Consider the following 24,510-nt stretch of genomic DNA (forward strand, 5'->3'; position numbering starts at 1 on the left):
CAAGAGTTGATGCGCCGGGCAATTCATGGCGCCTTAACAGTGGTTGGCCCGGATCAGGCCAATCACCGCCCCTGTTCGGCTATTCGGCGACCGCGTTCGAAGGGGGCGCGGCACCGTCGGCGGAGGACGCGGCACGGTCGGCGGAGGGCGCGGCACGGCCTGTGGGGCGTGCCGCACGGCCGCCGTGGCGGGTGACACGGCCGCTCTGGAGCGTGATCACCCGTGCGGCGCGACGGCCGGGGCAGCCGTCACGGGTGGCGAGGACGAGGGTGAGGCCGTGGTCCTCCCGGAGCCCGTCGAGCAGCTCCATGACCGCCGCGCGCCCGGGACCTGCGAGACCGCCGGCCGGATCGTCGGCGAGGAGCACCTTGGGGCGCTTGACCAGGGCGCGGGCGAGGGCGACGCGCCGGATCTCGCCGCCGTCCAGCTCGGCGGGCAGCCGTCCGCCGCGCGCCCGCAGGCCCACCGAGTCCAGCGCGGCGGCGGCGCGTTCGCCGCGGGCGTCCGGGCCGAGGCCCAGCGGGACGAGCGCCGTCTCGACGTTCTGCCGCGCGCTGAGGGCGGGCACCAGGCCGGACGACCGGCAGACGAACCCGATCGACTCGGCGCGGACGTTGGCGAGGCGCGCCTCGGGGAGCGCGGCCAGGTCCGTGCCGTCCAGCAGGACGCTGCCGCGGGTGGGCCGGTCGAGGCCGCCGAGCAGCCGCAGGAGCGTGGACTTGCCGCCGCCGGCGGGCCCGCGCACCAGGATCCGCTCGCCGTCGCCGATGACCAGGTCGACCCCGACGAGCGCGTCGACCGCCCCCTCGTCGCGGAGGTACCGCTTGGTGACACCGCTGAGGTGATACATGTCGCGAAAAAGTAGGCGCTCGTCGTGATGAACGCCTGAGGCGGGCGTAAGAGCGGGCTGAGCCGGTGGTGAGAGCCCGATGAGAAGGTGCCGGGAACGGCGGTGGCCCGCACCCCCGTCCGGGATGCGGGCCACCGCGTACGCGCCCTGCGGCGCCGTGGGATCAGACGGCGGAGCCGGCCTTCCACTGCGCCCAGTCCATGTTCCAGCCGTTGAGGCCGTTGTCCGGGGCGATGACCTTGTCGCCGGTGTTGCGCACGTCGACGACGTCACCGGTGATCGAGTTCTCGTAGAACCAGGAGCCCGGGGTGCCCTTGTCGCCCGCGCCCTTGGCGTCCTGGAGGCCGATGCAGCCGTGGCTGGTGTTGGCGCTGCCGAAGATGGACGGCGAGCCCCAGTAGTTGCCGTGGATGAAGGTGCCGGAGTTCGACAGGCGCATGGCGTGCGGCACGTCCTTGATGTCGTACTCGCCCTTGCCGTCGCCGTCGGTGAAGCCGACGGTCGCGCCGTTCATCCGGGTCTCCTTGAACTTCTCGGAGATCACCATCTTGCCGTTGTACGTCTTGTTCTCGGGCGAGCCCGCGGAGATCGGGATGCTCTTCACGACCTTGCCGTCGCGCGTGATCTTCATCGTCTTGGTCTTGGCGTCGACGATGGAGACCTGGTTGCGGCCGATCTTGAACTGGACGGTCTTGTCCTGCACGCCGTAGATCCCGTCGGCGCCCTCGACGCCGTCAAGGGAGAGCTTCAGGGTGACGGTGGAGTTGCCCTTCCAGTAGTCCTCGGGGCGGAAGTCCAGGCGGTTGGCGCCGAACCAGTGGCCGACGACCTCCTGACCGCTGCTGGACTCCACCTTGATCGCGGACTGGACTTCCTTCTTGTTGCTGATCGCCTTGTCGAAGTTGATCGACACGGGCATGCCGACGCCGACGGTCGAGCCGTCCTCGGGCGTGAAGTTACCGATGAAGCTGTTGGCCTGGGAGACGGTCGTGAACGTCGAGTTCTCGTGCGCCTTGAGGCCCTCGGAGTCCGTGGCGGTCGCCGCGATCTCGTACTTCGTGGCGCGCTCCAGCTGGCCGCTGGGCTTCCAGCTCTTCTTGTCCGCGGATATCTGGCCGGCGACGGCGGTGCCGGCGTCGCTCTTCATCGTGACCTTGGTGAGCGTGCCGTCGCTGACCGTCACCTTGGCGGCGCTGTTGATGCTCGCGTTGTCGGAGCCGTTCTTCGGGGCGATCTTGATCTGGGCGGCGGAGGACTTCTTGGCGGCCGCCTCGTCGACCTGGTTCTGCGACTCCTTGCCGCCCGAAGCCTTGTCGCCGTCGTCGCTGCTGCACGCCGAGAGCACGAGCACGCCGCCCACGAGGGCGGACACGGCCGCGAGGCCCTTGCGCCCACGCTTGCGACGCATACTGTCCGTCATCACACGCATCTCCATAGTTGCCGAATCCCCAAAATCAACCCCGAGATTCCCCTGTAGTCCCGCATAACGTCCTGCCCGGTTCGTCCCGTTCCACAACCGCGGGAAGTGTGGGGAACACCACGTCCGCGGTGCTGGATTGTCTCCTGTCGACCATCGTGACGGACGGGACGGCCGATGACCATGCCGGGTGAGACGACGGAACCCCGGGCGGCGGTTGCCGCCCGGGGCCCCGGATTCCGGATCTCTCGGGTCTCGCGGGTCCCTTGCGTCCCTCGCGTACCCCGTTCGATCCGGACTACAGCTCGTCGTCCTCGTCGCCATCATCCTCGTCCGGGTCCCAGCCCGGCGCGTCGGGGTCGTAGTCGATCGCCTCACTGCTCCACGAGGCCTGGGTGAGCTCGGTGCCGGGCACCTGGCTGACCAGGTCGAAGGGGTCCACGAGGTAGGCGAGGGCCTCGGCCCCGTCCTCCTTGACGGCCGCCTCGGCGTGCGCGCGCTCCTCGGCGGGCATCTGTTCGTCCTCGGCGATACGGGCGAGCGCGGCGCCGGTCAGCTTCTCCACGTCGTCGACCTCGACCACCATTTCGACCCGCAGTCGTACATAACGTGATGTCTCGTCTCCACTCATACGCCGGAGCGTACGGCCCCCGTCCCCCGCGGCTTTCCCACGACCCGCGGCTTTCACTACCATCGGCCCACACGGCCAATTCGCCAGCACCACAAGGGGGATCCGATCCCGTGTCCGCACGTCGACCGTTGCTGACCGCCACCGCCGCCGGAGCCCTGCTCGGCGCCCTGTGGTTCGTCCCCTCAGCAAACGCGACGGCCCCCGCCTCGCACGACACCCCCCGCGACGACCGCACCGCGACGTCGCCCTCCCCCGACCACAGAACGACCGCGTCCCCCGCCGCGACCGGCCGCCTGGCCGACACGGGCGGCTTCGACTCGACCCCGTACGTGATCGGCGGAACGACGTTCCTGTGCCTGGGCGCGGGCTTCGTGGCGTACTCGGTGCGCAGGGAACGCGAGAGCGGGTCGCCGTCCGCGTACTGACGGGCCTACGGCGCCGCCGCTCGACGTGACACGTCGGCGGCGGTCCGGTCCGCCCCCAGCCGTGCCCCCCGCAGCGCCGGACACCTCCAGGCCACCGCCAGGGTCGCCGCCACGCAGATCAGGCCGCCCGTCAGCACCGCGGAGCGGGCGTCGGTCAGTTCCGCCAGGAAGCCGACCGCCGCGTTGCCGAGGGCCGGGGAGACCGTTGCCTGGACCATCCAGAGGGCGCTGACGCGGCCGCGCAGGTCGTCCGGTGTGCCGTGCTGGAGCAGGGCCGAGCGGAGGGTCTCGGAGATCAGGTCGCCGAGGCCCGCCAGGGCGAGCAGGGCGAGGGCCAGGGGGAGGGACGAGGTGAGGCCGAAGCCGGCCAGGGAGAGGCCCCACACCAGGACCGCCCCGATCAGCGCGTGGCCGCCCGCCCGTGCCGTCCAGCCGCTGGTGGCGGCCCCGACGAGCGCGCCGAGGGCGGGCGCGGCGTAGAGCAGTCCGACCACCCCGGGGCCGCCGCCGAACTGCTCGTCCGCGAGGACCGGGTACAGCGCCTGCGGCATCGTGAAGACCATCGCCGCCGCGTCGATCAGCAGCAGCCCCACGATGAGCCGGTGCCCCCGCACGAACCGCACCCCGTCCGCCACCGCGACGAAGGCCGGGCGGACCCCCTTGCCCGCTGGCGTCCCCGCGGGCGGCAGCGGGCGTACGAAGAGCAGCGCCAACGAGAAGACCAGGAACCCCGCCGCGTCGACCGCGAAGCACGCCGCGAGGCCGGGTCCCGCGACCAGGACGCCGCCGAGCGCCGGTCCCGCCAGCGCGGCCAGTTGCGTGGAGGCCGCGGTCAACGCGCCCGCCGCCGCGAGGCGTTCCGTGCCGACGAGGGCGGGTACGGCCGCCATCATCGCCGGTCCGCCGAGCCCCGCGAGGAGCCCGGTGAGGCCGGTCGCCCCGTAGATCACCCACAACTGCGGCTGCGGCAGCAGGGCGTTGGTCATCAGGCCCAGCGCGACGAGCGTCAGCGGCAGGCGGGTCACCAGCATCAGCGTCCGCCGGTCGTGGCGGTCGGCAAGGACGCCGCCGACCAGCACGCCCACGACCATCGGCAGCGCCCGCGCGAGGCTGACCAGGCCGATCTGCAGCGGTGACGCGGTGAGGTCGTAGACCTGCACGGCCACCGCGACGCTCGTCATGAGGGTGCCGAGCAGGGCGCCGAGGAATCCGGCGTACAGCAGCCGGAAGTCGCGGCTCTCGCGGAGCGGGGCGAGGTCCATGGCGAGCCCGGACACACGGGACATGAGCGGCTCCAAGTCTGGTGAGGGCAGCCTTACTTGGATCACCCTGCCGAGGGTCATCCTTAAAGTCAACATGTGTGAAGTTCTGGGTCGCGTCCGGCGCCGCCCGTCGGTCCGGGCCCCGCCCCGCCATCGGTCCGGGCCCCGCGCCGCCCGCCGGCCGCCGCCCGTACGCTGGCCCGATGACCAGCGAGACACCGGCCCCCGACACCCCGCCACCGCCCGCCGGAACCCGCCGCCGCCCCACCCACCGCAAGGGCCGCGCCACCCTCACCCGCGACTCCGTGGGCCGGGCCGCGCTGGACCACCTCGGGCGGCACGGGCCCGCCGAGCTGACGATGCGGTCCCTCGCGGCCGAGCTCGGCGTCTCGCCGCGCGCGCTCTACAACTACGTGGAGGACCGCAGGGACTTGATCACCGTGGCCGCCGAGATCTTCGAGTCGCGGTGGCGGCCGCCGGCGCTCGACCCCGCCCCCGGGCGCTGGCCCGACTCCCTGCGCGCGTACTGCCGCGACCTGCGCGCGCACTACCGACGCCACCCCGGCATGACCACGCTGGCCCTGCACGAGAACGTCACCCTGGCCCGCCACCCCGCGATGCTCCGCAACGTGGACGCCGCCATCGGCTTCTTCGCCGGGGTCGACGGGACGGGCCTGCCGCCCCGGGACGCCTACCGCGCCTGCATGGAGACGATCCGTCAGGTCGTCGGCTTCGTCGAGTTCGAGGACCGCGCGCACGACCGGCCGCCGCCGGACCTCGACCCGGCCGACCTGCGCCAGGCGCCCCCGCCCTGGCTGCGGGACGGGGTCGAGGACCTCCCCCACCTGCGCCGGGCCGCCGAGGACCCGCACCCCCACGACCCGGACGAGCTCTTCGAGTTCACCCTCGACCTGCTCGTGGCGGGCATCGCCGCACGCGTGGCGGGTGCCCGGTGACGGGCCCGCGCCGGGACATCGTGCTGATCGGCGGCGCCTCCGGCATCGGCAAGAGCAGGGCCGCGGCCCTGCTGGCCGAGGAGTCGAAGGCGTTCGTGGTCGAGTTCGACGACGTCGTCGAGGCGGTGCAGGCGATCACCACCGCCGCGCACCACCCCGGCCTCCACCTCTTCGACGACCTCGCGGACGCGGACGCGGACCTGCCCGCCGACCGCGTCCTCGCCCTTCAGATCGCCACCGCCCGCGCCCTGGAGCCCGCCGTCCTCGGCGTGGTGCGCAACCGCCTGAGCGTCGACGTGCCCGCCGTGGTCGAGGGCGACTACCTCACCCCGGCCGTCGCGGCGCGGGCCGTCACCGAGGGCGCGGCGGCCGGCCGTACCGTGCGGGCCGTGTTCCTGCACGAGGACGACCCGCGGCAGATCACCGCCAACTACGCCGCGCGCGAGCCGGAGAGCGGAAGCCAGGTGGCACGCGCCGAGGTCAGCGCCGCGTACGGCCGCTGGCTCGGCGGCGAGGCCGCCCGGCACGGCCTGCCCGTGGTCGCGTCCCTCCCCTGGAGCACCCTCGTGCCCCGCGTGCGCGAGGCTCTCGCCCTGGAGTACGACGAAGGGGGCGCGGCCACCGCGTGGTGACCGCGCCCCCTTCGGCGTACGGGCGGAGAACGCTAGGCCAGCGCCCCGGTCACCGGCTCGACCGCCGCGACGAGCGCCCCCGAGCGGACGAACTCGTCCGCCGCCGCCAGGTCCGGCGCCAGGAAGCGGTCGGGGCCGGGGCCCTCGACGCCCGCCTTGCGGACGGCGGCGATGACGGCCTGCGTCGCGGGCGCCGGGGTGAGGCCCTCGCGCAGCTCGACGGCGCGCGTGGCGGCGTACAGCTCGATCGCCACGATGCGGGCGAGGTTGTCGACGGCGGTGCGCAGCTTGCGGGCCGCCGACCAGCCCATGGAGACGTGGTCCTCCTGCATGGCCGAGGACGGGATCGAGTCGGCCGAGGCCGGGACCGCGAGCCGCTTCAACTCGCTGACCAGGGCGGCCTGCGTGTACTGGGCGATCATCAGGCCCGAGTCGACGCCCGCGTCGTCCGCGAGGAACGGCGGCAGGCCGTGCGAGCGGTTCTTGTCGAGGAGGCGGTCCGTGCGGCGCTCGGCGATCGAGCCGAGGTCCGCCGCCGCGATGGCCAGGAAGTCCAGGACGTACGCGACCGGGGCGCCGTGGAAGTTGCCGTTCGACTCGACGCGGCCGTCGGGCAGGACGACGGGGTTGTCGACGGCGGCGGCCAGCTCGCGGTCGGCGACCAGGCGCGCGTGCGCCATCGTGTCGCGGCCCGCGCCCGCGACCTGCGGGGCGCAGCGCACCGAGTACGCGTCCTGGACGCGCGGCGCGTCGTCCTGGTGGTGTCCGGTGAGGCCCGAACCGGCCAGGACGGCGAGCATGTTGGCGGCGGACGCGGCCTGGCCCGGGTGCGGGCGGATGGCGTGCAGCTCGGGCGCGAGGACCTTGTCGGTGCCGAGCAGAGCCTCCAGCGTCAGGGCCGCGGTGACGTCCGCCGACTTGTAGAGGGTCTCCAGGTCGGCGAGGGCCATGACCAGCATGCCGAGCATGCCGTCGGTGCCGTTGAGGAGGGCGAGGCCCTCCTTCTCGCGCAGCTCGACGGGGGTGATGCCGTGCGCGGCGAGCAGCTCGCCCGCGGGGCGCACCGCGCCGTCGGGGCCCTCGGCGTCGCCCTCGCCCATGAGCGTCAGCGCGCAGTGGCTGAGCGGGGCGAGGTCGCCGGAGCAGCCGAGCGAGCCGTACTCGTGGACGACGGGCGTGATGCCCGCGTTCAGGACGTCGGCCATCGTCTGCGCGACCTCGGGGCGTACGCCCGTGTGGCCGGAGCAGACCGTCTTCAGGCGCAGGAACATCAGCGCGCGGACCACCTCGCGCTCCACGCGCGGGCCCATCCCGGCCGCGTGCGAGCGGACGATGTTGCGCTGCAGCTGGGCACGGAGGTCGGGGCCGATGTGGCGCGTGGCGAGGGCGCCGAAGCCGGTCGAGACGCCGTACACGGGCTCGGGCTTGGCCGCGAGCGCGTCGACGATCTCGCGCGAGGCGGCGAGCGCGGTCCGCGCCTCCTCGGTCAGTTCGATCCGCGCGTTCCCGCGCGCGACGGCGACGACGTCCGAGGCGGTCGTCCCGGACGTCCCAAGGGCCACGGTGCCCACGCTGTGCATATCCATATTCAGCAGCGTACGGACTGAATCGCCAGGTGTCACGGGTGAGATTGGCCCGGACCACTTACCGCCAGGTCAGCCCCGTCCCCTGAACCTCCGCCGCTCCCCCTCCTCCGGCGCCCCCGCCGCCGAGTCGGCGAGGCGGACCACCGGGTCGTCCGCGCCCTCGCGCCCGGCGACCACCGGCTTGGCGGCGCGGGCGGCCTTCGCGCGGTACTGCGCCGCGTCGGCGAGGCGGAAGAGACGGCGGGCCGAGCGCACCGGACCGATCGGGTCGCCGGTCGATGCGACCCCGCAGGCGACCCCGTCTCCGAGCTCCAACTCGGCGGCCCGCAAGCAGAGTTCGTCGGCGACCCGCACCACTTCGTCGGCGCCCGGCCCCACCGAGAGGAGGCAGAACTCGTCGCCGCCGAGCCGCGCCGCGAGCGTCCCCGGCAGCATCGCGCCGCAGAGCGAGAGGACCGAGCCGAAGCGTTCGAGGAGGCGGTCGCCGACCGCGTGGCCCCGGGTGTCGTTGACCCGCTTGAGCCCGTTCACGTCGCAGACGACCAGGCTCACCACGGAGCCGTCGGCGCGGTGCCGCTCCACCGCCTCGTCGAGCCTGAGGTCGACCGCGCGGCGGTTGGCGAGCCCGGTGAGCGCGTCCGTGAAGGCCAGCCGGCGCGCCTCCTCCAGGCGTTCGGTCTGGGCGATCCCGGCGGCGACCACCGCCGCGAGGACCGTCGCGAAGTCGGCGTCGGCCCGGTCGAAGACCGGCTCCCCGAGCGGGCGCGCCACATACAGCTCGCCCCAGGCCCGCCCGTGCAGCACGATCGGCGCGACCACGCAGCAGCCGCGCCCGCGACGGCGCAGGGCGGCCACGCGCTGATGGCAGTAGCCGGCCGCGCGGGCGCCCTCGGGGCCCTCGGCGGTCTCGACCCAGGCGTTCGGCTCGCCGCCGCCCGCCCAGCGTTCGTGCAGGAACTCGGTGATCTCCGGGAACTGGTGGACGGGGTAGGCCTCCCCTTCCGGGAACTCCTCCTCGCCCGGGACGCGTTGGCCCACGTTCACCAGGACGCGCAGCCGGCCGAGGTCCCGCTCCCACACGGACAGCGCGGAGAAGCTCCCGTTCAGCGCGCGGCAGGCACCGAGAGCGGCCGCCCGCCAGGACTCGCGCGGAGTGTGCGCGGCGGCCATTCCCTGCGCGAGCTCCACCACGGCCCGGAGCCGAACATCCTCACCCATCCCTCCAGGCTAGGAGGTTTACGGCATTTTGGAACTTCGGGACATAGTACGGACCAAGCCCCGCACCCGCACGAGCACAGGAACCGGCGCAGGAACCGGCACCGGCACCGGCACCGGCACCCGCAGCCTGCCCCTACTCCCCCGGCCACTCCGGCTTGCGCTTCTCGTTGAACGCCGCGACGCCCTCCGCCCGGTCCCCCGAGAACGCCACCGTCCGCCACGCCGCGTCCTCGACCTCCAGACCCGCCTGAAGGTCGAGGCCCTGCCCGAGGCGCAGGGCGCGCTTGGCGGCGCGCAGGCCGACGGGCGAGTTGGCGGCCATGCGGGCACCGAGCGCGAGCGCCTCCGTACGGGCCCCGCCCGCGTCGACCAGCAGGTCGACCAGGCCCAACTCCCGCGCCTCCGCGGCCTCCACGCGGCGCGCCGAGAAGATCAGCTCGGCGGCGCGGGCGGCGCCCACGCGGCGCGGCAGGAGCTGGGTGCCGCCACCGCCGGGGATGACGCCGACGGACACCTCGGGCAGCCCGACGACCGCGGTCGCGTCGGCGACGATCACGTCGCAGGAGAGCGCGAGCTCGAAGCCGCCGCCGAGCGCGAAGCCGTGCACCGCGGCGACCGTGGGCATGGGCAGGTCGAGGACGCCGCCGTAGGCGCCACGGGAGGTCGGCCGCTGACGGCGCAACTCGGCGTCGCTGAAGGAGTTCCGCTCCTTGAGGTCGGCGCCGACGCAGAACGCGCGCTCATGGGTGGAGGTCAGCACGACGACCCGGGCGTCCTGGTCATCGGACAGGGCGGCGCAGGCCCCGGCGATGGAACGGGCCATCTCCGAGGAGACAGCGTTCATCGCCTTGGGCCGGTCCAGGACGAGCTCGGCGACGTGTCCGTGCCGCCTGACCGCCACGTACTCCCCGTACCGCTGCTCGTCGCCCATGACGCCTCCTCCGGTTAACGACCGTTACCCGGGGATCATGTCAGCCGGGCGCCGCCCCGGGAAGGGGCGGCCGTCAGCTCCGGCGGGCCAGCAGCCACGGCTCGACGACGCCGAGGCCGCGGACGGGCCGCTGCCACATCGGCTGGAGCGCGAAGCGGTACGAGGGGGGCTCCTCGCCCTCCTTCTCCGCCACGGCCGCCGCCTCCGCGGCCTCCGTCTCGGAGGCCGGTGCCTCGCCCGTGCGCGTCAGCTCCTCCGCGAAGGCGCCGTCCACGAGGACGGCGTCGCGGGGAGCTATCGACGTGAGCCGGCTCGCGAGGTTCACCGTCGTACCGAACACGTCGCCCATCCGGGTCGTCACGGTCCCGAAGGCGATGCCGACGCGCAGCTCCGGCATGGTCTCGTCGTTGGCCATGGTCTCGATCAGCCGCAGCGCGATCTCGGCGGCGGTACCGGCGTCGTCGGCGACGTACAGGACCTCGTCGCCGAGCGTCTTGATGAGGCGGCCGCCGTGCGCGGCGACGAGGTCGGCGGCGGTGGTCTCGAAGGCCTCCACGAGCTCGCCGAGCTCCTCCTCCTCCATCCGCCGCGTCAGCCGCGTGAACCCGACCAGGTCGGCGAAGCCCACGGCCAGGCGCCGGTCGACCATCTCCTCGTCGTCCGCGGCCTGCACGACGCGGCCGGTGGCGGCGGCGAGCTGGCGGCGCCACACGTAGACGAGGAACTCCTCCAGCTCGGGCAGGAGCAGCTCGACGAGCGGATACGTGACCTCCGTGCGGGTCATGCCCGGCTCGGGAGGCTCCGTGAGCCCCTCCAGGAAGGAGTCGATCTGCCATTCGGCGAGCCGGGCCGTGGTCTGGCCCGTCGATCTCGCCACCTGCACGGCCATGGCCTCGCTCAGCAGGCCCGCCTCGACGAGGCCCGCGAGGCGGCGCAGCGCGAGTACGTCGGCCTCGGTCAGGGCCTTGGCCTGGCCGATGTCGGGGAAGCCCATGGCCCGCCAGAACCGGGACGCCAGCTCCATGGAGACGCCCGCGCTGCGGGCCGCCTGGAAGGGGGTGTAGCGCCGGTCCGCGCCGAGGATGAGCTGCTCAAGCCGGAGGGCGAGCGGGTCCTTCGCCTCGCCGTCCTGCTTCTCGTCCACCTCGGGTACGTCCGGTACCGCGCTCCCCGCCTCATGTGCGGCGACGGCTCCGGCTGTCCCGCCGTCGGGGGCGGGGTGTGCACCCGTGCCGGAGCCCGTGTCGTCGACGGTCACGCCTGCTGCCCTTCCGATCTGCCGCGGTCAGGTATCGACCGGCGTCAACTTTACGGCAGGTGTGCCGCAGCTCACTCCCGACTCCACCGGTCCCGGCGCCGACGCCCTCACCTCGCCGCCCGGCCCCGGGGTCCCTGCCTCCCCGCACCGGGTCGGGCGCCGCGCTCATCGCCGCCCGGCCCCGGGGTTCTTCCCCGCCTGCGCCGGGGCGGGCGCCCCCTTCACCACCACCCGGCACGGTCCGGCTGCGCCGGGGCTGGAGCCACACTTCCCGCCACCCGGCACCGGGGGCTGTGCCCACCCGTTCCGCCCTGCGGAACGCCTGCCCACAGCAGGGGGCGGCCACATGCCCACCGTGCCGCCGACCACAGCAGGAGCGGCTACCCGGCCAGTGCCGCCGACCACAGCGGGGGGGGGCGGCCACATACCCACCGCGCCGCCGCTCACAGCACGGACGGCCGGTCTGCTGCCCACCGGCCGCGGCACGGGCGCACCGGCCCCCACCGGCCGGCAGGCGCAAACGCTCCCGAGGGGACGTGGGGGTATGTGCGAACGGAGCACCGAGCCAGCAATAGCGCCTTTGGACTTGAGGCGGGGCGCAGGGATGGCGAGTACGCACATACCCCCGCGGCCCCGCCCCCGAGACGGACAAAAGGCGCACCAGCCCAAGACGACCCGCCAGACGCCCACGACGCCCACCCCCAAGACGGGCCCAAGGCGCAGCACCGCCCAAGACGACCCGCCAGACGCCCACGCACCCGCCCCGCAGACGGACCCTAGGTGCACCGCCCAAGGCGCCCCGCCAGGCAACGCGCAGGGGTCAAGCCGACGCAGGGCGCAGGTGGACGATGTCGCCCGCGCCCACAGCGCGGCGTTCGCCGTCCGGGAGGGTCAGGACCAGGCGGCCGTCCGCGTCGAGCGCCACCGCCTCGCCCACCAGCTCCCGATCCCCCGGCAACTCCGCCCGCACCCGCCGCCCGAGCGTCGCGCACCCCGCCGCGTACGTCTCCTGGAGCCGGGACGCCCCCGGATCACCGCCCGCCGCCCGCCAGTCCCCGTACCACTGCTCCAGGGACCGCAGCACGGCCCGCAGCACCGGATCCCGGTCCGTGACCTTCGCCCCGGCCAGCGCCAGCGACCCCGCCGTCGGCACGGGCAGCTCGTCCGCGCGGAGCGTGACGTTGAGGCCGACGCCCACGACGACACCCCCGCCGTCCGCGGACCCGGCCCGCTCCGCCAGGATCCCGCCCGCCTTGCGCTCCTCCCCGCCCACGGTCACCAGCAGGTCGTTGGGCCACTTGAGTGCCGTGTCGACCCCCGCCGCCCGCGAAAGCGCGGTCGCGACGGCGACCCCGGTGAGCAGCGGCAGCCACCCCCACCGCTCCACGGGCACGTCCGACGGCTTGAGCAGCACGGAGAAGAAGAGCCCGGAGCGCGGCGGCGCCGACCACCGGCGGTCCAGGCGCCCGCGCCCCGCGCTCTGCTCCTCGGCGACGAGCACCGCCCCTTCGGGCAGCTCGTCGGCCCGCGCCGCGAGGTCGCTGTTGGTGGACCCGGTGGCGGCCACCACGTCGAGCGAGGTCCACAGCCCCCCGTCCCGCACCAGCGCCCGCCGCAGGGAGGCCGCGCCCAGCGGCGGCCGGTCGAGGTCGGACCAGCGGTTGTCTTGAGCATCTGACGGCGTCATGCAAGCCACCTTAGGTGTGGTAAACGCCGCACTGCCGAACGGTATCGACGCCGATACGCTACGGGTCAGTAGCCAGCCGTGGCCGCCAGTCGCAGTCGCCGGTCGCAGCAGCCAGCCGTAAGCCGCCGTACGCACCTTTGAGCAGGCAGGGAGCCGCATCCCTATGTCCGAGATCGACATCCACACGACCGCCGGAAAGCTCGCGGATCTCCAGCGCCGCATCGAGGAGGCCAAGCACGCGGGCTCGGCCCGCGCGGTCGAGAAGCAGCACGCGAAGGGGAAGCTGACGGCGCGCGAGCGGCTCGAACTGCTCCTCGACGAGGGTTCCTTCGTCGAGTTCGACGAGTTCGCGCAGCACCGCTCGACCAACTTCGGCCTGGAGAAGAACCGGCCGTACGGCGACGGCGTGGTGACGGGTTACGGCACGGTCGACGGCCGCCCGGTCGCGGTGTTCTCGCAGGACTTCACCGTCTTCGGCGGCGCGCTCGGCGAGGTCTTCGGACAGAAGATCGTCAAGGTCATGGACTTCGCGCTGAAGACCGGCTGCCCGGTGGTCGGCATCAACGACTCGGGCGGCGCCCGCATCCAGGAGGGCGTCATGGCCCTCGGGATGTACGGCGAGATCTTCCGCCGCAACACGCACGCCTCCGGCGTGATCCCGCAGATCTCCCTGGTCGTCGGCCCGTGCGCGGGCGGCGCGGTCTACTCCCCCGCGATCACCGACTTCACGGTCATGGTCGACCAGACCTCGCACATGTTCATCACGGGCCCGGACGTCATCAAGACGGTCACCGGCGAGGACGTCGGCTTCGAGGAGCTGGGCGGCGCCCGCACCCACAACTCCACCTCGGGCGTGGCCCACCACATGGCGGGCGACGAGAAGGACGCCATCGAGTACGTCAAGTCGCTCCTGTCGTACCTGCCGTCGAACAACCTCAGCGAGCCGCCCGCCTTCCCCGAGGAGGCGGACCTGGAACTCACCGACGAGGACCGGGAGCTGGACACGATCATCCCGGACAGCGCGAACCAGCCGTACGACATGCACGGCGTGATCGAGCACGTCCTGGACGACGCGGAGTTCTTCGAGACGCAGCCGCTGTTCGCGCCGAACATCCTCACCGGATTCGGCCGGATCGAGGGCCGCCCGGTGGGCATCGTCGCCAACCAGCCCACGCAGTTCGCCGGCTGTCTGAACATCGACGCGTCCGAGAAGGGCGCCCGCTTCGTCCGCACCTGCGACGCGTTCAACATCCCGGTCGTCACCTTCGTCGACGTGCCGGGCTTCCTGCCGGGCGTCGAGCAGGAGCACACCGGCATCATCCGCCGCGGCGCCAAGCTGATCTACGCGTACGCGGAGGCCACGGTCCCGCTGATCACGATCATCACGCGCAAGGCCTTCGGCGGCGCGTACGACGTCATGGGCTCCAAGCACCTGGGCGCCGACCTCAACCTCGCCTGGCCGACCGCGCAGATCGCGGTGATGGGCGCGCAGGGCGCGGTGAACATCCTGCACCGCCGCACGATCGCCGAGGCCGGGGACGACGTCGAGGAGGTCCGCGCGCGGCTCATCCAGGAGTACGAGGACACGCTCCTCAACCCCTACACCGCGGCCGAGCGCGGCTACATCGACGCCGTGATCATGCCGTCGGAGACCCGGTCCCACCTGGTGCGCGGCCTGCGTCAACTGCGTACGAAGCGGGAATCCCTGCCTCCGAAGAAGCACGGCAACATCCCCCTGTAAGCCGCGAACCCGTTAGGAGCCCTCATGATCAAGGTCGTTCGGGGCAACCCGACCCCCGAGGAGCTCGCCGCCGCCCTGGCGGTGGTCCAGGCGCGCGCCGCGGCGGTGGCGGACCAGCCGTCCGGCGCGCCGGCGCTGCCCGACTCCTGGGCCGACCCCGCGCGGGTGGCCCGCCACCGGCTGCCCGCGCCCTCCCCCACGGCGTGGGGCCGCACCTACTGGCCCGGATAGGTCCGGATAGGCCCAGAGGGGCCCGGGCATGGGTGAGTCGGGCCGGGGAACTTGAGTACGCGTACTCAGGCGCCCCGGCCACCCCGGCCGCAGTATCGAGTCCATGCTGTGGTCGGACCCGGAGGACACCCCTCCCAAGGACATGCGGGACATGCAGGCCAAGATGCGCCGCGCGGGAGTCGTCCTGGCCCTGGCCATGGTCGTGGCGATGTTCGTGCTGAGCATCCGCTGAGCGTCCCGGCCGGCCCCGGCCCCGCGGCGGAGCGCCTACGCTGACCGCATGAGTGATCAGCCCCGCCGTCTCGTCCTCGCCTCCCAGTCCCCCGCGCGCCTCGGCCTGCTGCGGCAGGCCGGTCTGGCCCCCGAGGTGATCGTCAGCGGCGTCGACGAGGACAAGGTCTCCGCGCCCACCCCCGCCGAGCTCGCCCTCGCCCTGGCCGAGGCCAAGGCGTCCGTGGTGGCCGCGCGGCCCGACGCCAAGGGCGCGCTGGTGATCGGCTGCGACTCGGTCCTCGAACTGGACGGCCGGGCGCTCGGCAAGCCGGCCGACGCCGAGGAGGCCACCGCGCGCTGGAAGGACATGCGCGGGCGCGCGGGCGTCCTGCAGACCGGCCACTGCGTCCGCGACACGGTCTCGGGCCGGTACGCGTCGGCGACCGCGTCGACCGTGGTCCGCTTCGGCGAGCCCTCCGACGAGGAGATCGCCGCGTACGTCGCGAGCGGCGAACCGCTGCACGTGGCGGGCGCGTTCACGCTGGACGGCCGCTCGGCGCCCTTCGTCGAGGGCATCGACGGCGACCACGGCAACGTCATCGGCCTCTCACTGCCGCTGCTGCGCCGCCTCCTTGCCGAACTGGGCGTGGGCATCACGGAGTTGTGGCAGAAGTAGCCGAGGGGCGGTGCGGGCGGCCCGGGCGGGCCGCCGGGCGGCTCAGGCGGGCTGCGGGGCGCCGTTCTCGGGCGCCCCGTTCTCCTGCGCCGCACCGCCCTGCCGGGCCTCGCCCTCGTCCTGCCGCTGCTTCTTGTCGTACGCCACGAGCGTGAGGACGATCAGGCCGAGCACGACCATCATGAAGGCGAACGCGGCCCAGCCCACCAGGCCGACGGAGAAGGCGCCGAGCAGCCCGTGCACGACGGCGCAGCTGATCAGGAGCAGCCGTCCGAAGCCGCCGGGGCCCCGGTCGCGGGCCGCGGTGCGGGCCAGGACCAGGGCACACAGCAGCAGATAGCCGCCGAAGAGGGCGCCGGCGATCCAGGTCGACACGGTCGTCGCGCGCGGGTCGAGGCCCGCCAGCGACATGTCCTGCTTGTCGACGACGAGGCCGAGGAACCAGTTGAGGAGCGCGATGCCAATCGCCTCCGCGACGAGAACGATCGCGGCCACCCAGGCCACCGGTCTGCGCGCCACGGCGCCCCACCCTCTTTCCGCTGCTGTTACCCCAAGTACGTTCGAGCCATCGCGAACGCTACTAACGGGTAAACCCAGGGACAAGGGCTGTGTCGCAGGCAAAGAATCATTGGGCCATTCGTAGGGACTCCACAAAGAAAGCCGTCCCGCCGCAGCGCGGCCTCACAGAGACCTTGACCACACCGGAGGGCTACGCTGCCGGGGAAGGACCCTGCGTACCGCGGTACGACAAGGGATTTCGCGGACCCAGCCGGCCTCGAATCACCCTCCGTGTGGGCAAGCTCACTAATGGGGACGGGTCGTAAGCCCGTGTCGGCAGTCCCTAAACTCGGCTTGTTTCAAGGAGGGAGCCATCGTGCGCAAGGTGCTCATCGCCAACCGTGGCGAAATCGCTGTCCGCGTTGCTCGGGCATGCCGGGATGCAGGGATCACGAGCGTAGCCGTCTACGCAGACCCGGACCGGGACGCTCTGCACGTCCGCGCGGCAGATGAGGCGTTCGCCCTGGGCGGTGACACTCCGGCCACCAGCTACCTGGACATCTCCAAGGTGCTGGCCGCGGCCAAGGACGCGGGCGCGGACGCGATCCACCCCGGCTACGGGTTCCTGTCCGAGAACGCCGAGTTCGCGCAGGCCGTCCTCGACGCGGGCCTGATCTGGATCGGCCCGCCGCCGCACGCCATCCGCGACCTGGGCGACAAGGTCGCCGCCCGCCACATCGCGCAGCGCGCCGGTGCCCCGCTGGTCGCGGGCACCCCGGACCCGGTCTCGGGCGCCGACGAGGTCGTCGCCTTCGCCGAGGAGCACGGCCTGCCGATCGCCATCAAGGCGGCGTTCGGCGGCGGTGGCCGCGGCCTGAAGGTGGCCCGCACCCTCGAAGAGGTCCCCGAGCTGTACGACTCCGCGGTGCGCGAGGCCGTGGCGGCCTTCGGCCGCGGCGAGTGCTTCGTCGAGCGCTACCTCGACAAGCCGCGGCACGTGGAGACCCAGTGCCTCGCGGACCAGCACGGCAACGTGGTCGTCGTCTCGACCCGTGACTGCTCGCTGCAGCGCCGCCACCAGAAGCTCGTCGAGGAGGCCCCGGCGCCGTTCCTCTCGGACGCGCAGGTCGAGGAGCTCTACAGCGCCTCGAAGGCCATCCTCAAGGAGGCCGGTTACGTCGGCGCGGGCACCGTCGAGTTCCTCGTCGGCGCCGACGGCACGATCTCCTTCCTGGAGGTCAACACCCGTCTCCAGGTGGAGCACCCGGTCACCGAAGAGGTCGCGGGCATCGACCTCGTGCGCGAGATGTTCCGCATCGCCGACGGCGAGGAGCTCGGCTACGGCGACCCCGAACTGCGCGGTCACTCCTTCGAGTTCCGCATCAACGGCGAGGACCCGGGCCGCAACTTCCTGCCCGCGCCCGGCACCGTCACCCGCTTCGACGCCCCCTCGGGTCCCGGCGTGCGCCTGGACGCGGGCGTCGAGTCCGGCTCGGTCATCGGCCCGGCCTGGGACTCGCTCCTGGCCAAGCTGATCGTCACCGGCGCCACGCGTGAGCAGGCGCTCCAGCGTGCCGCGCGCGCCCTCGCGGAGTTCACGGTGGAGGGCATGGCCACGGCCATCCCGTTCCACCGCGCCGTCGTCAAGGACCCGGCGTTCGCGCCCGAACTCACCGGTTCCGACGAGCCGTTCACGATCTTCACGCGCTGGATCGAGACGGAGTTCGTCAACGAGATCCCGCCGTTCGCCGCGCCCCCCGCGGACGCCGAGGCGGACGAGGAGCCGGGCCGCGAGACGGTCGTCGTCGAGGTCGGCGGCAAGCGCCTGGAGGTCTCGCTGCCGTCCTCGCTGGGCATGACGATCGCGCGCACCGCGGCGGCGGGCGGCGCCCGTCCCAAGCGCCGCGCGGCCAAGAAGTCGGGCCCGGCCGCCTCCGGCGACACCCTCGCCTCGCCCATGCAGGGCACGATCGTCAAGGTCGCGGTCGAGGAGGGCCAGGAGGTCAAGGAGGGCGACCTGATCGTCGTCCTGGAGGCCATGAAGATGGAGCAGCCCCTGAACGCGCACCGCTCGGGCACGATCAAGGGCCTGGCCGCGGAGGTGGGCGGAAGCCTGACCTCCGGTGCGGTCATCTGCGAGATCAAGGACTGAACCGGCGCCGGCGACCGCGTCGGCGCACCGGGACCGGACGGGCTGGAGCGATCCAGCCCGTCCGGCGTTTCTACGGGCGCACGCGCGCGGAACCGGTGATCGTCCGGGCCCGCCCCGCGCAACCGCCCGCCCCTCTCCCCGCGTCCTACTCCCACGTAGAACCGAAGGCCACGGGGGGACTTCAGTGAAACGCACGGGGGATGTCATCGGTGTGCTCGCCGCCGCGGGGGCGATCACCGGCGCCGGGTGGCTCGCGGCGGGCGCCGGGACCGGGGAGCACTACGAGGCGGGGCTCGTCCTCGGCCTGGCCGTGAGCCTGTCCGTGGCGCTGCTGCGCCGCTTCACCGCACTGCCGCTCGGCCGGCGCCGCCCCTACACCTTCGCCCTGCCGCTGCCCGCGCCCGACTGGCGCGCCCCGCCGCCGGACCCGCGCGGCGATCCGGAGGCCCTGCGCCCGCACGCCGAACAGCGCGCGGAGCTGCTCGGCGACGCGTCCGCGCTCGGCGACACCCTGCGCGACACCTGCGCGCTCTCGCCCGGACTGCGCCACGAGCTGAACGCGTTCGCGGTCACGGCGTCGATCCAGGCGAGCAACTCGGTGATCCACTCCGTGCTGAGCCCCGCCGACGCGGGGCCGCGCAGCCCGGACCCCGCCTACGACGCCGCGTACGCGCTCGGGGAGCTCGTCGCGGGCGTGGAGTTCGGCCGCATCGGGATGCGCGCCCTGGAGGCGCTGGTGACGGAGAGGCCGCTGCGGCCCGATCCGCCCTGCTACTTCAATCCGCTGCACGCGCGCGGGCACGCGCGGGTGGCGCCCCCGGTCGCCGTGGAGGGCGTCGAGGAGGTCGCCGCCTGCCACCGCTGCGCACGGGAGCCCGCGCCGCTCCTGGTGCCGTCCGCGGCCGGCCCGGTGCCGTACTACGCGAGCGACGCCGTCGACACGCGCTGGCGCCTGCTCGGCTACGGCGCGGTGGTCCCCGACAACGGCGCCACGATGATCGCCACGGCCCGCGACGGCTTCCGCCCCGGCGCCGGGAGCGGCCGCGCGAGCGCCACCAAGAAGCTTCGTACGAGAGTGAGTTGATGATCATGGGGGACCTGGCCACCGGGGTGCTGAGCGGCACGGTCGTCGGCACCTGCGTCACGTATCCGCTGGTGCTGTGGCTGACCCGGAACCTGAGCGGGGGCGCCCTGCCCCCGCACCGGCGCGAGCGCAGGGCCAGGGCGGAGCTGGACGCCTTCTTCGGCCGGCGGCCGTCCTGACCTCACCCGGTCGCGCCCCGCGGGCAGTGGCATCCTTGAGGGACGCGTACGTTCACGAAGGGTGCGGGGATGACGACCGGCACGGGCCAGCAGGCGAGAGCGCCGCAGCAGGGGGCACAGTCGGCGCGCACCATGCGGGCCGACGCCCGCCGCAACTACGACCGGCTGCTCGCCGAGGCGCGCTCCGCCTTCGCCGAGCACGGCACGGGCGCGTCCCTGGAGGACGTGGCGCGCCGCGCGGGCGTCGGCATCGGCACGCTCTACCGGCACTTCCCGAACCGGCACGCGCTGATGAGCGCGGTCTGGGAGGACGCGGTGAGCGATCTCCTCGCGCGCTCGCGGGCGCTGCTCGACGATCCGCAGCCCTGCGCGGCGCTGGTGGCGTGGCTGCGCGCCATCGTCACTCATGCGGGTGAGTACCGCGGCCTGTCGAGCGCGCTCATGTCGGCGTCGCACGACGACAGTTCGGCGCTGGCGCAGTGCTCCATGCCGATGCGCGAGGCGGGCGCGGCGCTGCTCGCGCGGGCGCAGGAGGCGGGGGCCGTGCGCCCCGACGTCTCCATCTCCGACCTGCTCCAGCTGACCAACGCGATCTCGCTGGCGGCCGAAGAGACCCCGGACGACCCGAAGTTGGCCGACCGGCTGCTCACACTGACCTTGCGGGGCCTGAAGGCCGACGGGCAGCCCGCGGCGTGACGCCCGCTCCGGCGGCCGTGCCGTCACGGTGCGTCACGTCCCGGCGCGGCCGTCCCGGCCCCGCCGGAGGTCAGCGGCGGCGCAGATCCGCGACCCGGGCGGCCCGCTCGCCGGGCGGCTGCTCCCCGAGGAGCGCGCTGCGCAGCTGCTGACCCGGACCCGCCCCGTGGTTGCGACGCTGACCCGGCAGGGGCACGTCCCGGCGCGACTGACGCCCCGCCGGCACGGATTCGGCACCGGGCCCCGCGTTAGGGCCCGCGGAGCCGCCCGCCACCGCGATCTGCACACCCTGGTCGGCCAGGGCCTGCAGCTCCGTGGCGGCCCGGTCGTCGTGCGCGGGCGGTTCGTCCGTGACCAGCCGGGTGATGACGTCCGTCGGCACCGTCTGGAACATCGTGTCGGTGCCGAGCTTGGTGTGGTCGGCGAGCACCACGACCTCGGCCGCCGCCTGCACCAGCGCGCGGTCCACGCTCGCGGAGAGCATGTTGGACGTGGACAGGCCGCGCTCGGCGGTCAGACCACTGCCCGAGAGGAAGGCGCGCGACACCCGCAGCCCCTGGAGGGACTGCTCGGCGCCGCTGCCCACCAGCGCGTAGTTCGAACCGCGCAGGGTGCCGCCCGTCATGACGACTTCGACCCGGTTGGCATGGGCCAGCGCCTGCGCCACCAGCAGGGAGTTGGTGACAACGGTCAGGCCGGGCACCCGCGCGAGCCGTCGGGCCAGCTCCTGCGTGGTCGTACCCGCCCCGACGACGATGGCCTCGCCCTCTTCGACGAGTCCCGCCGCGAGATCGGCGATGGCCGTCTTCTCGGCGGTCGCGAGATGTGATTTCTGCGGAAAGCCGGACTCCCGCGTGAATCCGCCCGGCAATACCGCACCGCCATGTCGGCGGTCGAGGAGTCCTTCTGCCTCCAGCGCGCGCACGTCCCGCCGTACGGTCACTTCGGAGGTCTGGACGACGCGGGCGAGCTCACGAAGCGATACCGCTCCGTTGGCTCGCACCATTTCGAGGATCAATTGGCGACGTTCTGCAGCGAACACGAAACTGACAGTAACCCCAACGACCGTCTGCTTTCAGCAGTTTGCGCCGAATTACAGAAGTTGTTCGCACGGCAGGGTGGGAAGTGGTATAGGTGCCCACTCAGTACGCCTATGCCGCGCGAATGGGCCGCAACAGCGCGTGACCTGCGAAGAGTTCATTCGCGCCGGAGCCGGGATCAGCCTTCGCCCGCGGCCTTCCGGGTGTGGAGTTGACGCGCCACCTCGGCGATCGACCCCGAAAGGGATGGGTACACGGTGAACGCATTCGCGATCTGCTCGACCGTCAGATTGTTGTCGACCGCGATCGAGATGGGATGGATCAGTTCCGAAGCGCGCGGTGCGACGACCACACCGCCGACCACGATGCCCGTGCCGGGACGGCAGAAGATCTTGACGAAGCCGTCGCGGATGCCCTGCATCTTCGCGCGCGGGTTGCGCAGCAGCGGCAGCTTGACGACGCGGGCGTCGATCTTTCCGGCGTCGACGTCGGCCTGGCTGTAGCCGACGGTCGCGATCTCCGGGTCCGTGAAGACGTTCGCCGAGACGGTCTTCAGGTTCAGCGGGGTGACCGCGTCGCCCAGGAAGTGGTACATCGCGATGCGGCCCTGCATCGCGGCGACGGAGGCGAGCGCGAAGACCCCGGTGACGTCACCGGCGGCGTACACGCCCGGGGCGGACGTCCTGGAGACCTTGTCGGTCCAGATGTGCCCGGAGTCCTTCAGCTTGACCCCGGCCTCCTCCAGGCCCATGCCGCTGCTGTTCGGGATGGCGCCGACGGCCATCAGGCAGTGCGTGCCGGAGATGACGCGTCCGTCGGCGAGGGTGACCTCGACCCGGTCGCCGACGCGCTTGGCGGAGGCGGCGCGGGAGCGGGACATGACGTTCATCCCGCGGCGGCGGAAGACGTCCTCCAGGACGGCGGCGGCGTCCGGGTCCTCGCCCGGCAGCACGCGGTCGCGGCTGGACACGAGGGTGACCTCGGAGCCCAGGGCCTGGTAGGCGCCGGCGAACTCGGCGCCGGTGACGCCGGAGCCGACCACGATGAGCTCCTCGGGCAGCTCGTCGAGGTCGTAGACCTGCGTCCAGTTCAGGATGCGCTCGCCGTCGGGCTGGGCGTCGGGCACCTCGCGCGGGTGACCGCCGGTGGCGATCAGCACGGCGTCGGCGACGAGCGTCTCCTCGGTGCCGTCGGCGGCGCGCACGATCACCTTGCGCGACCCGTCGATGTCCTGCTGCCCCTCCAGGCGGCCGCGGCCGCGCAGCACGCGCGCGCCCGCCCGCGTGACGGAGGCGGTGATGTCGTGGGACTGCGCGAGCGCCAGGCGCTTCACACGGCGGTTGACCTTCCCCAGGTCCACACCGACCACGCGCGCGGGGGTGTCGATGTGCGGGGTGTCGTCCGCGACGATGATCCCGAGCTCCTCGTACGACGAATCGAAGCTGGTCATCACCTCGGCCGTCGCGATCAGAGTCTTCGACGGCACGCAGTCGGTGAGCACCGACGCCCCGCCCAGACCGTCGCAGTCGACGACGGTCACCTCCGCGCCGAGCTGGGCGGCCACGAGGGCCGCCTCGTATCCGCCGGGTCCGCCACCAATGATCACGATCCGAGTCACGTACTCCATTGTCCCGCACGCTTCAAGACAGCAACGCGCCGGGGCCCTCCGTCCGTGCGACGGCCCCGTCCGTGCGGTCCTCCGGACGCGGGAGAGGCACACCCGATTGCTGTCGTACCCTCGACCTCATGTCGCTCTACGCCGCGTACGCCGGCAATCTGGATCCGCGGCTCATGTCACGCCGCGCCCCGCACTCGCCGCTGCGCGCGACCGGCTGGCTGAACGGCTGGCGGCTCACCTTCGGCGGGGAGCACATGGGGTGGGAGGGCGCGCTCGCCACCATCGTCGAGGCCCCGCGCTCCCAGGTCTTCGTGACCCTGTACGACATCGCTCCCATGGACGAGGACTCCATGGACCGCTGGGAAGGCGTCGGCCTCGACATCTACCGGCGCATGCGGGTGCGCGTCCACACGCTGGAGGGCGAGGAACCCGCATGGGTGTACGTCCTCAACGGCTACGAGGGCGGCCTCCCCTCGGCCCGCTACCTGGGCGAACTGGCCGACGCTGCGGAGTCCGCGGGCGCCCCCCACGACTACGTGATGGAGCTGCGCAAGCGCCCCTGCTGACGGGTCTCGTCGAAAACGACAAGACAACGATCGAAATCCCGTGAGCATCGTCATCTACGCGCGTAGGGCGCGAGCGGCTACTCTCATCGACGTGAACGCTTCAGTTATTCCGGACGACATCCAGGGCGACCCCTACGCCGCCGCCGACGCCGCCGCCGCGCGCCTGCGCGAGCTGACGGGCGCCGAGACCCACGACGTCGCCCTCGTGATGGGCTCCGGCTGGGCGCCGGCCGTCGAGGCGCTCGGCACCCCCGAGGCCGAGTTCCCGGTCACCGAGCTGCCCGGCTTCCCGCCGCCGGCGGTGGCGGGCCACGGCGGTCGCATCCGCTCCTTCAAGGTCGGCGACAAGCGCGCCCTGGTCTTCCTGGGCCGCACCCACTACTACGAGGGCCGTGGCGTGGCCGCCGTCGCGCACGGTGTCCGCACCGCCGTGGCCGCGGGCTGCAAGACCATCGTGCTCACCAACGGCTGCGGTGGGCTGCGCGAGGGCATGCGGCCCGGTCAGCCGGTGCTGATCAGCGACCACCTGAACCTCACGGCGACGTCGCCGATCGTCGGCGCGAACTTCGTCGACCTGACGGACCTGTACTCCCCCCGTCTCCGGGCCCTCTGCAAGGAGATCGACCCGACCCTCGAAGAGGGTGTGTACGCGCAGTTCCCCGGCCCGCACTACGAGACGCCGGCGGAGATCCGCATGGCCCGCACGATCGGTGCGGACCTGGTGGGCATGTCGACCGTCCTCGAGGCGATCGCCGCGCGCGAGGCGGGTGCGGAGGTGCTCGGCATCTCTCTGGTCACGAACCTCGCCGCGGGCATGACGGGTGAGCCCCTCAACCACGAGGAGGTGCTCCAGGCGGGCCGCGACAGCGCCACCCGGATGGGCGAACTCCTCGGCCAGGTGCTGGGCCGCATCTAGCGGGCGGGGGCGCCTTGCCTGGCGGGGCGCCCCGCACCGTGGCTCCC

At 73.0% G+C, this 24,510-nt stretch carries 25 protein-coding genes; 13 read left to right on the forward strand and 12 right to left on the reverse strand.

Annotated features, from left to right (window positions below; all coding sequences use genetic code 11):
• Positions 1-79: 79 nt before the first annotated feature.
• The 3 genes from AB0L89_RS13690 to AB0L89_RS13700 form a co-directional block, all read right to left on the reverse strand.
• Positions 80-850, reverse strand: coding sequence for an ATP-binding cassette domain-containing protein (locus tag AB0L89_RS13690; protein ID WP_365139312.1), 771 nt, complete (start codon positions 848-850; stop codon positions 80-82).
• A 163-nt stretch (positions 851-1,013) separates the two neighbouring features.
• The gene (locus AB0L89_RS13695; protein WP_365139315.1) at positions 1,014-2,270 is read right to left on the reverse strand and encodes an Ig-like domain-containing protein; all 1,257 of its coding nucleotides are present in this window, start codon (positions 2,268-2,270) and stop codon (positions 1,014-1,016) included.
• Between the two features lie 295 nt (positions 2,271-2,565).
• Positions 2,566-2,898 carry a hypothetical protein gene (locus AB0L89_RS13700; protein ID WP_365139318.1) on the reverse strand — a complete coding sequence of 111 codons (333 nt, stop codon included), beginning with the start codon at positions 2,896-2,898 and terminating at the stop codon, positions 2,566-2,568.
• 110 nt (positions 2,899-3,008) lie between these two features.
• On the opposite strand from AB0L89_RS13700, the gene AB0L89_RS13705 reads away from it, so the two are divergent.
• Complete coding sequence (locus tag AB0L89_RS13705; protein ID WP_365139321.1) at positions 3,009-3,323, forward strand: hypothetical protein; 315 nt, start codon at positions 3,009-3,011, stop codon at positions 3,321-3,323.
• Positions 3,324-3,328: 5 nt separating this feature from the next.
• On the opposite strand, the gene AB0L89_RS13710 is transcribed toward AB0L89_RS13705, so the two are convergent.
• Positions 3,329-4,609: an MFS transporter gene (locus AB0L89_RS13710; protein WP_365139324.1), complete on the reverse strand. Its 1,281-nt coding sequence runs from the start codon at positions 4,607-4,609 to the stop codon at positions 3,329-3,331.
• Positions 4,610-4,788: 179 nt separating this feature from the next.
• Between AB0L89_RS13710 and AB0L89_RS13715 the strand changes: the two genes are divergently transcribed.
• Together AB0L89_RS13715 and AB0L89_RS13720 are read left to right on the forward strand one after the other, a co-directional pair.
• Positions 4,789-5,541 carry a TetR/AcrR family transcriptional regulator C-terminal domain-containing protein gene (locus tag AB0L89_RS13715; RefSeq protein WP_365139327.1) on the forward strand — a complete coding sequence of 251 codons (753 nt, stop codon included), beginning with the start codon at positions 4,789-4,791 and terminating at the stop codon, positions 5,539-5,541.
• Positions 5,538-6,173, forward strand: a complete 636-nt coding sequence (locus AB0L89_RS13720) for an AAA family ATPase (RefSeq protein WP_365139330.1) — start codon at positions 5,538-5,540, stop codon at positions 6,171-6,173. Before AB0L89_RS13715 ends, AB0L89_RS13720 begins: the two co-directional genes overlap by 4 nt.
• Positions 6,174-6,205: 32 nt before the next feature.
• On the opposite strand, the gene hutH is transcribed toward AB0L89_RS13720, so the two are convergent.
• The 5 genes from hutH to AB0L89_RS13745 form a co-directional block, all read right to left on the reverse strand.
• Positions 6,206-7,753 (reverse strand): histidine ammonia-lyase, encoded by a 1,548-nt coding sequence (hutH, locus tag AB0L89_RS13725; RefSeq protein ID WP_365139821.1) that lies wholly within the window; start codon positions 7,751-7,753, stop codon positions 6,206-6,208.
• Positions 7,754-7,828: 75 nt separating this feature from the next.
• Positions 7,829-8,977 (reverse strand): GGDEF domain-containing protein, encoded by a 1,149-nt coding sequence (locus tag AB0L89_RS13730; protein WP_365139333.1) that lies wholly within the window; start codon positions 8,975-8,977, stop codon positions 7,829-7,831.
• A 133-nt stretch (positions 8,978-9,110) separates the two neighbouring features.
• The gene (locus tag AB0L89_RS13735) at positions 9,111-9,908 is read right to left on the reverse strand and encodes an enoyl-CoA hydratase-related protein (protein WP_365139336.1); all 798 of its coding nucleotides are present in this window, start codon (positions 9,906-9,908) and stop codon (positions 9,111-9,113) included.
• 73 nt (positions 9,909-9,981) lie between these two features.
• Positions 9,982-11,052, reverse strand: a complete 1,071-nt coding sequence (locus tag AB0L89_RS13740; RefSeq protein ID WP_365139824.1) for an adenylate/guanylate cyclase domain-containing protein — start codon at positions 11,050-11,052, stop codon at positions 9,982-9,984.
• A gap of 934 nt (positions 11,053-11,986) precedes the next feature.
• Positions 11,987-12,853, reverse strand: a complete 867-nt coding sequence (locus AB0L89_RS13745; RefSeq protein WP_365139339.1) for a biotin--[acetyl-CoA-carboxylase] ligase — start codon at positions 12,851-12,853, stop codon at positions 11,987-11,989.
• Between the two features lie 163 nt (positions 12,854-13,016).
• Between AB0L89_RS13745 and AB0L89_RS13750 the strand changes: the two genes are divergently transcribed.
• The 4 genes from AB0L89_RS13750 to AB0L89_RS13765 all read left to right on the forward strand — a co-directional run bounded on the left by AB0L89_RS13750 (position 13,017) and on the right by AB0L89_RS13765 (position 15,714).
• Complete coding sequence (locus tag AB0L89_RS13750; RefSeq protein WP_365139342.1) at positions 13,017-14,594, forward strand: acyl-CoA carboxylase subunit beta; 1,578 nt, start codon at positions 13,017-13,019, stop codon at positions 14,592-14,594.
• Positions 14,595-14,618: 24 nt separating this feature from the next.
• Positions 14,619-14,825, forward strand: a complete 207-nt coding sequence (locus AB0L89_RS13755) for an acyl-CoA carboxylase subunit epsilon (RefSeq protein ID WP_365139345.1) — start codon at positions 14,619-14,621, stop codon at positions 14,823-14,825.
• Between the two features lie 103 nt (positions 14,826-14,928).
• Positions 14,929-15,057 (forward strand): hypothetical protein, encoded by a 129-nt coding sequence (locus AB0L89_RS13760; protein ID WP_365139348.1) that lies wholly within the window; start codon positions 14,929-14,931, stop codon positions 15,055-15,057.
• 48 nt (positions 15,058-15,105) lie between these two features.
• On the forward strand, positions 15,106-15,714 hold the full coding sequence (locus AB0L89_RS13765) for a nucleoside triphosphate pyrophosphatase (protein WP_365139351.1): 609 nt from the start codon (positions 15,106-15,108) through the stop codon (positions 15,712-15,714).
• A gap of 42 nt (positions 15,715-15,756) precedes the next feature.
• On the opposite strand, the gene AB0L89_RS13770 is transcribed toward AB0L89_RS13765, so the two are convergent.
• Positions 15,757-16,233, reverse strand: a complete 477-nt coding sequence (locus tag AB0L89_RS13770) for a hypothetical protein (RefSeq protein WP_365139354.1) — start codon at positions 16,231-16,233, stop codon at positions 15,757-15,759.
• 355 nt (positions 16,234-16,588) lie between these two features.
• On the opposite strand from AB0L89_RS13770, the gene AB0L89_RS13775 reads away from it, so the two are divergent.
• From AB0L89_RS13775 to AB0L89_RS13790, 4 genes are all read left to right on the forward strand, one after another.
• Positions 16,589-18,364, forward strand: a complete 1,776-nt coding sequence (locus tag AB0L89_RS13775; RefSeq protein WP_365139357.1) for a biotin carboxylase N-terminal domain-containing protein — start codon at positions 16,589-16,591, stop codon at positions 18,362-18,364.
• Positions 18,365-18,548: 184 nt separating this feature from the next.
• Positions 18,549-19,448: a hypothetical protein gene (locus AB0L89_RS13780; protein ID WP_365139360.1), complete on the forward strand. Its 900-nt coding sequence runs from the start codon at positions 18,549-18,551 to the stop codon at positions 19,446-19,448.
• Positions 19,448-19,627 carry a hypothetical protein gene (locus AB0L89_RS13785; protein WP_365139363.1) on the forward strand — a complete coding sequence of 60 codons (180 nt, stop codon included), beginning with the start codon at positions 19,448-19,450 and terminating at the stop codon, positions 19,625-19,627. Before AB0L89_RS13780 ends, AB0L89_RS13785 begins: the two co-directional genes overlap by 1 nt.
• A gap of 132 nt (positions 19,628-19,759) precedes the next feature.
• Positions 19,760-20,323: a helix-turn-helix domain-containing protein gene (locus AB0L89_RS13790; RefSeq protein ID WP_365139827.1), complete on the forward strand. Its 564-nt coding sequence runs from the start codon at positions 19,760-19,762 to the stop codon at positions 20,321-20,323.
• Positions 20,324-20,393: 70 nt separating this feature from the next.
• Here AB0L89_RS13790 and AB0L89_RS13795 read toward each other — a convergent pair whose 3' ends face one another.
• Together AB0L89_RS13795 and AB0L89_RS13800 are read right to left on the reverse strand one after the other, a co-directional pair.
• Complete coding sequence (locus AB0L89_RS13795; RefSeq protein ID WP_365139366.1) at positions 20,394-21,365, reverse strand: DeoR/GlpR family DNA-binding transcription regulator; 972 nt, start codon at positions 21,363-21,365, stop codon at positions 20,394-20,396.
• 176 nt (positions 21,366-21,541) lie between these two features.
• Positions 21,542-22,990: an NAD(P)H-quinone dehydrogenase gene (locus AB0L89_RS13800; protein WP_365139369.1), complete on the reverse strand. Its 1,449-nt coding sequence runs from the start codon at positions 22,988-22,990 to the stop codon at positions 21,542-21,544.
• 119 nt (positions 22,991-23,109) lie between these two features.
• Between AB0L89_RS13800 and AB0L89_RS13805 the strand changes: the two genes are divergently transcribed.
• On the forward strand, positions 23,110-23,547 hold the full coding sequence (locus AB0L89_RS13805) for a gamma-glutamylcyclotransferase (protein WP_361170463.1): 438 nt from the start codon (positions 23,110-23,112) through the stop codon (positions 23,545-23,547).
• Between the two features lie 91 nt (positions 23,548-23,638).
• Positions 23,639-24,463 (forward strand): purine-nucleoside phosphorylase, encoded by an 825-nt coding sequence (locus AB0L89_RS13810; protein WP_365139372.1) that lies wholly within the window; start codon positions 23,639-23,641, stop codon positions 24,461-24,463.
• Positions 24,464-24,510: the final 47 nt, after the last annotated feature.

This window comes from Streptomyces sp. NPDC052114 (genome assembly GCF_040680155.1).
Lineage (GTDB): Bacteria > Actinomycetota > Actinomycetes > Streptomycetales > Streptomycetaceae > Streptomyces.

What these genes read in the sequence shown, in the direction of transcription:
- AB0L89_RS13690 (WP_365139312.1), bottom strand. Translation starts at nt 850, where the DNA reads ATGTATCACCTCAGCGGTGTCACCAAGCGGTACCTCCGCGACGAGGGG.
- AB0L89_RS13695 (WP_365139315.1), bottom strand. Translation starts at nt 2,270, where the DNA reads ATGACGGACAGTATGCGTCGCAAGCGTGGGCGCAAGGGCCTCGCGGCC.
- AB0L89_RS13700 (WP_365139318.1), bottom strand. Translation starts at nt 2,898, where the DNA reads ATGAGTGGAGACGAGACATCACGTTATGTACGACTGCGGGTCGAAATG.
- AB0L89_RS13710 (WP_365139324.1), bottom strand. Translation starts at nt 4,609, where the DNA reads ATGTCCCGTGTGTCCGGGCTCGCCATGGACCTCGCCCCGCTCCGCGAG.
- AB0L89_RS13715 (WP_365139327.1), top strand. Translation starts at nt 4,789, where the DNA reads ATGACCAGCGAGACACCGGCCCCCGACACCCCGCCACCGCCCGCCGGA.
- hutH (WP_365139821.1), bottom strand. Translation starts at nt 7,753, where the DNA reads ATGCACAGCGTGGGCACCGTGGCCCTTGGGACGTCCGGGACGACCGCC.
- AB0L89_RS13730 (WP_365139333.1), bottom strand. Translation starts at nt 8,977, where the DNA reads ATGGGTGAGGATGTTCGGCTCCGGGCCGTGGTGGAGCTCGCGCAGGGA.
- AB0L89_RS13735 (WP_365139336.1), bottom strand. Translation starts at nt 9,908, where the DNA reads ATGGGCGACGAGCAGCGGTACGGGGAGTACGTGGCGGTCAGGCGGCAC.
- AB0L89_RS13745 (WP_365139339.1), bottom strand. Translation starts at nt 12,853, where the DNA reads ATGACGCCGTCAGATGCTCAAGACAACCGCTGGTCCGACCTCGACCGG.
- AB0L89_RS13750 (WP_365139342.1), top strand. Translation starts at nt 13,017, where the DNA reads ATGTCCGAGATCGACATCCACACGACCGCCGGAAAGCTCGCGGATCTC.
- AB0L89_RS13755 (WP_365139345.1), top strand. Translation starts at nt 14,619, where the DNA reads ATGATCAAGGTCGTTCGGGGCAACCCGACCCCCGAGGAGCTCGCCGCC.
- AB0L89_RS13760 (WP_365139348.1), top strand. Translation starts at nt 14,929, where the DNA reads ATGCTGTGGTCGGACCCGGAGGACACCCCTCCCAAGGACATGCGGGAC.
- AB0L89_RS13765 (WP_365139351.1), top strand. Translation starts at nt 15,106, where the DNA reads ATGAGTGATCAGCCCCGCCGTCTCGTCCTCGCCTCCCAGTCCCCCGCG.
- AB0L89_RS13785 (WP_365139363.1), top strand. Translation starts at nt 19,448, where the DNA reads ATGATCATGGGGGACCTGGCCACCGGGGTGCTGAGCGGCACGGTCGTC.
- AB0L89_RS13790 (WP_365139827.1), top strand. Translation starts at nt 19,760, where the DNA reads ATGCGGGCCGACGCCCGCCGCAACTACGACCGGCTGCTCGCCGAGGCG.
- AB0L89_RS13800 (WP_365139369.1), bottom strand. Translation starts at nt 22,990, where the DNA reads ATGGAGTACGTGACTCGGATCGTGATCATTGGTGGCGGACCCGGCGGA.
- AB0L89_RS13805 (WP_361170463.1), top strand. Translation starts at nt 23,110, where the DNA reads ATGTCGCTCTACGCCGCGTACGCCGGCAATCTGGATCCGCGGCTCATG.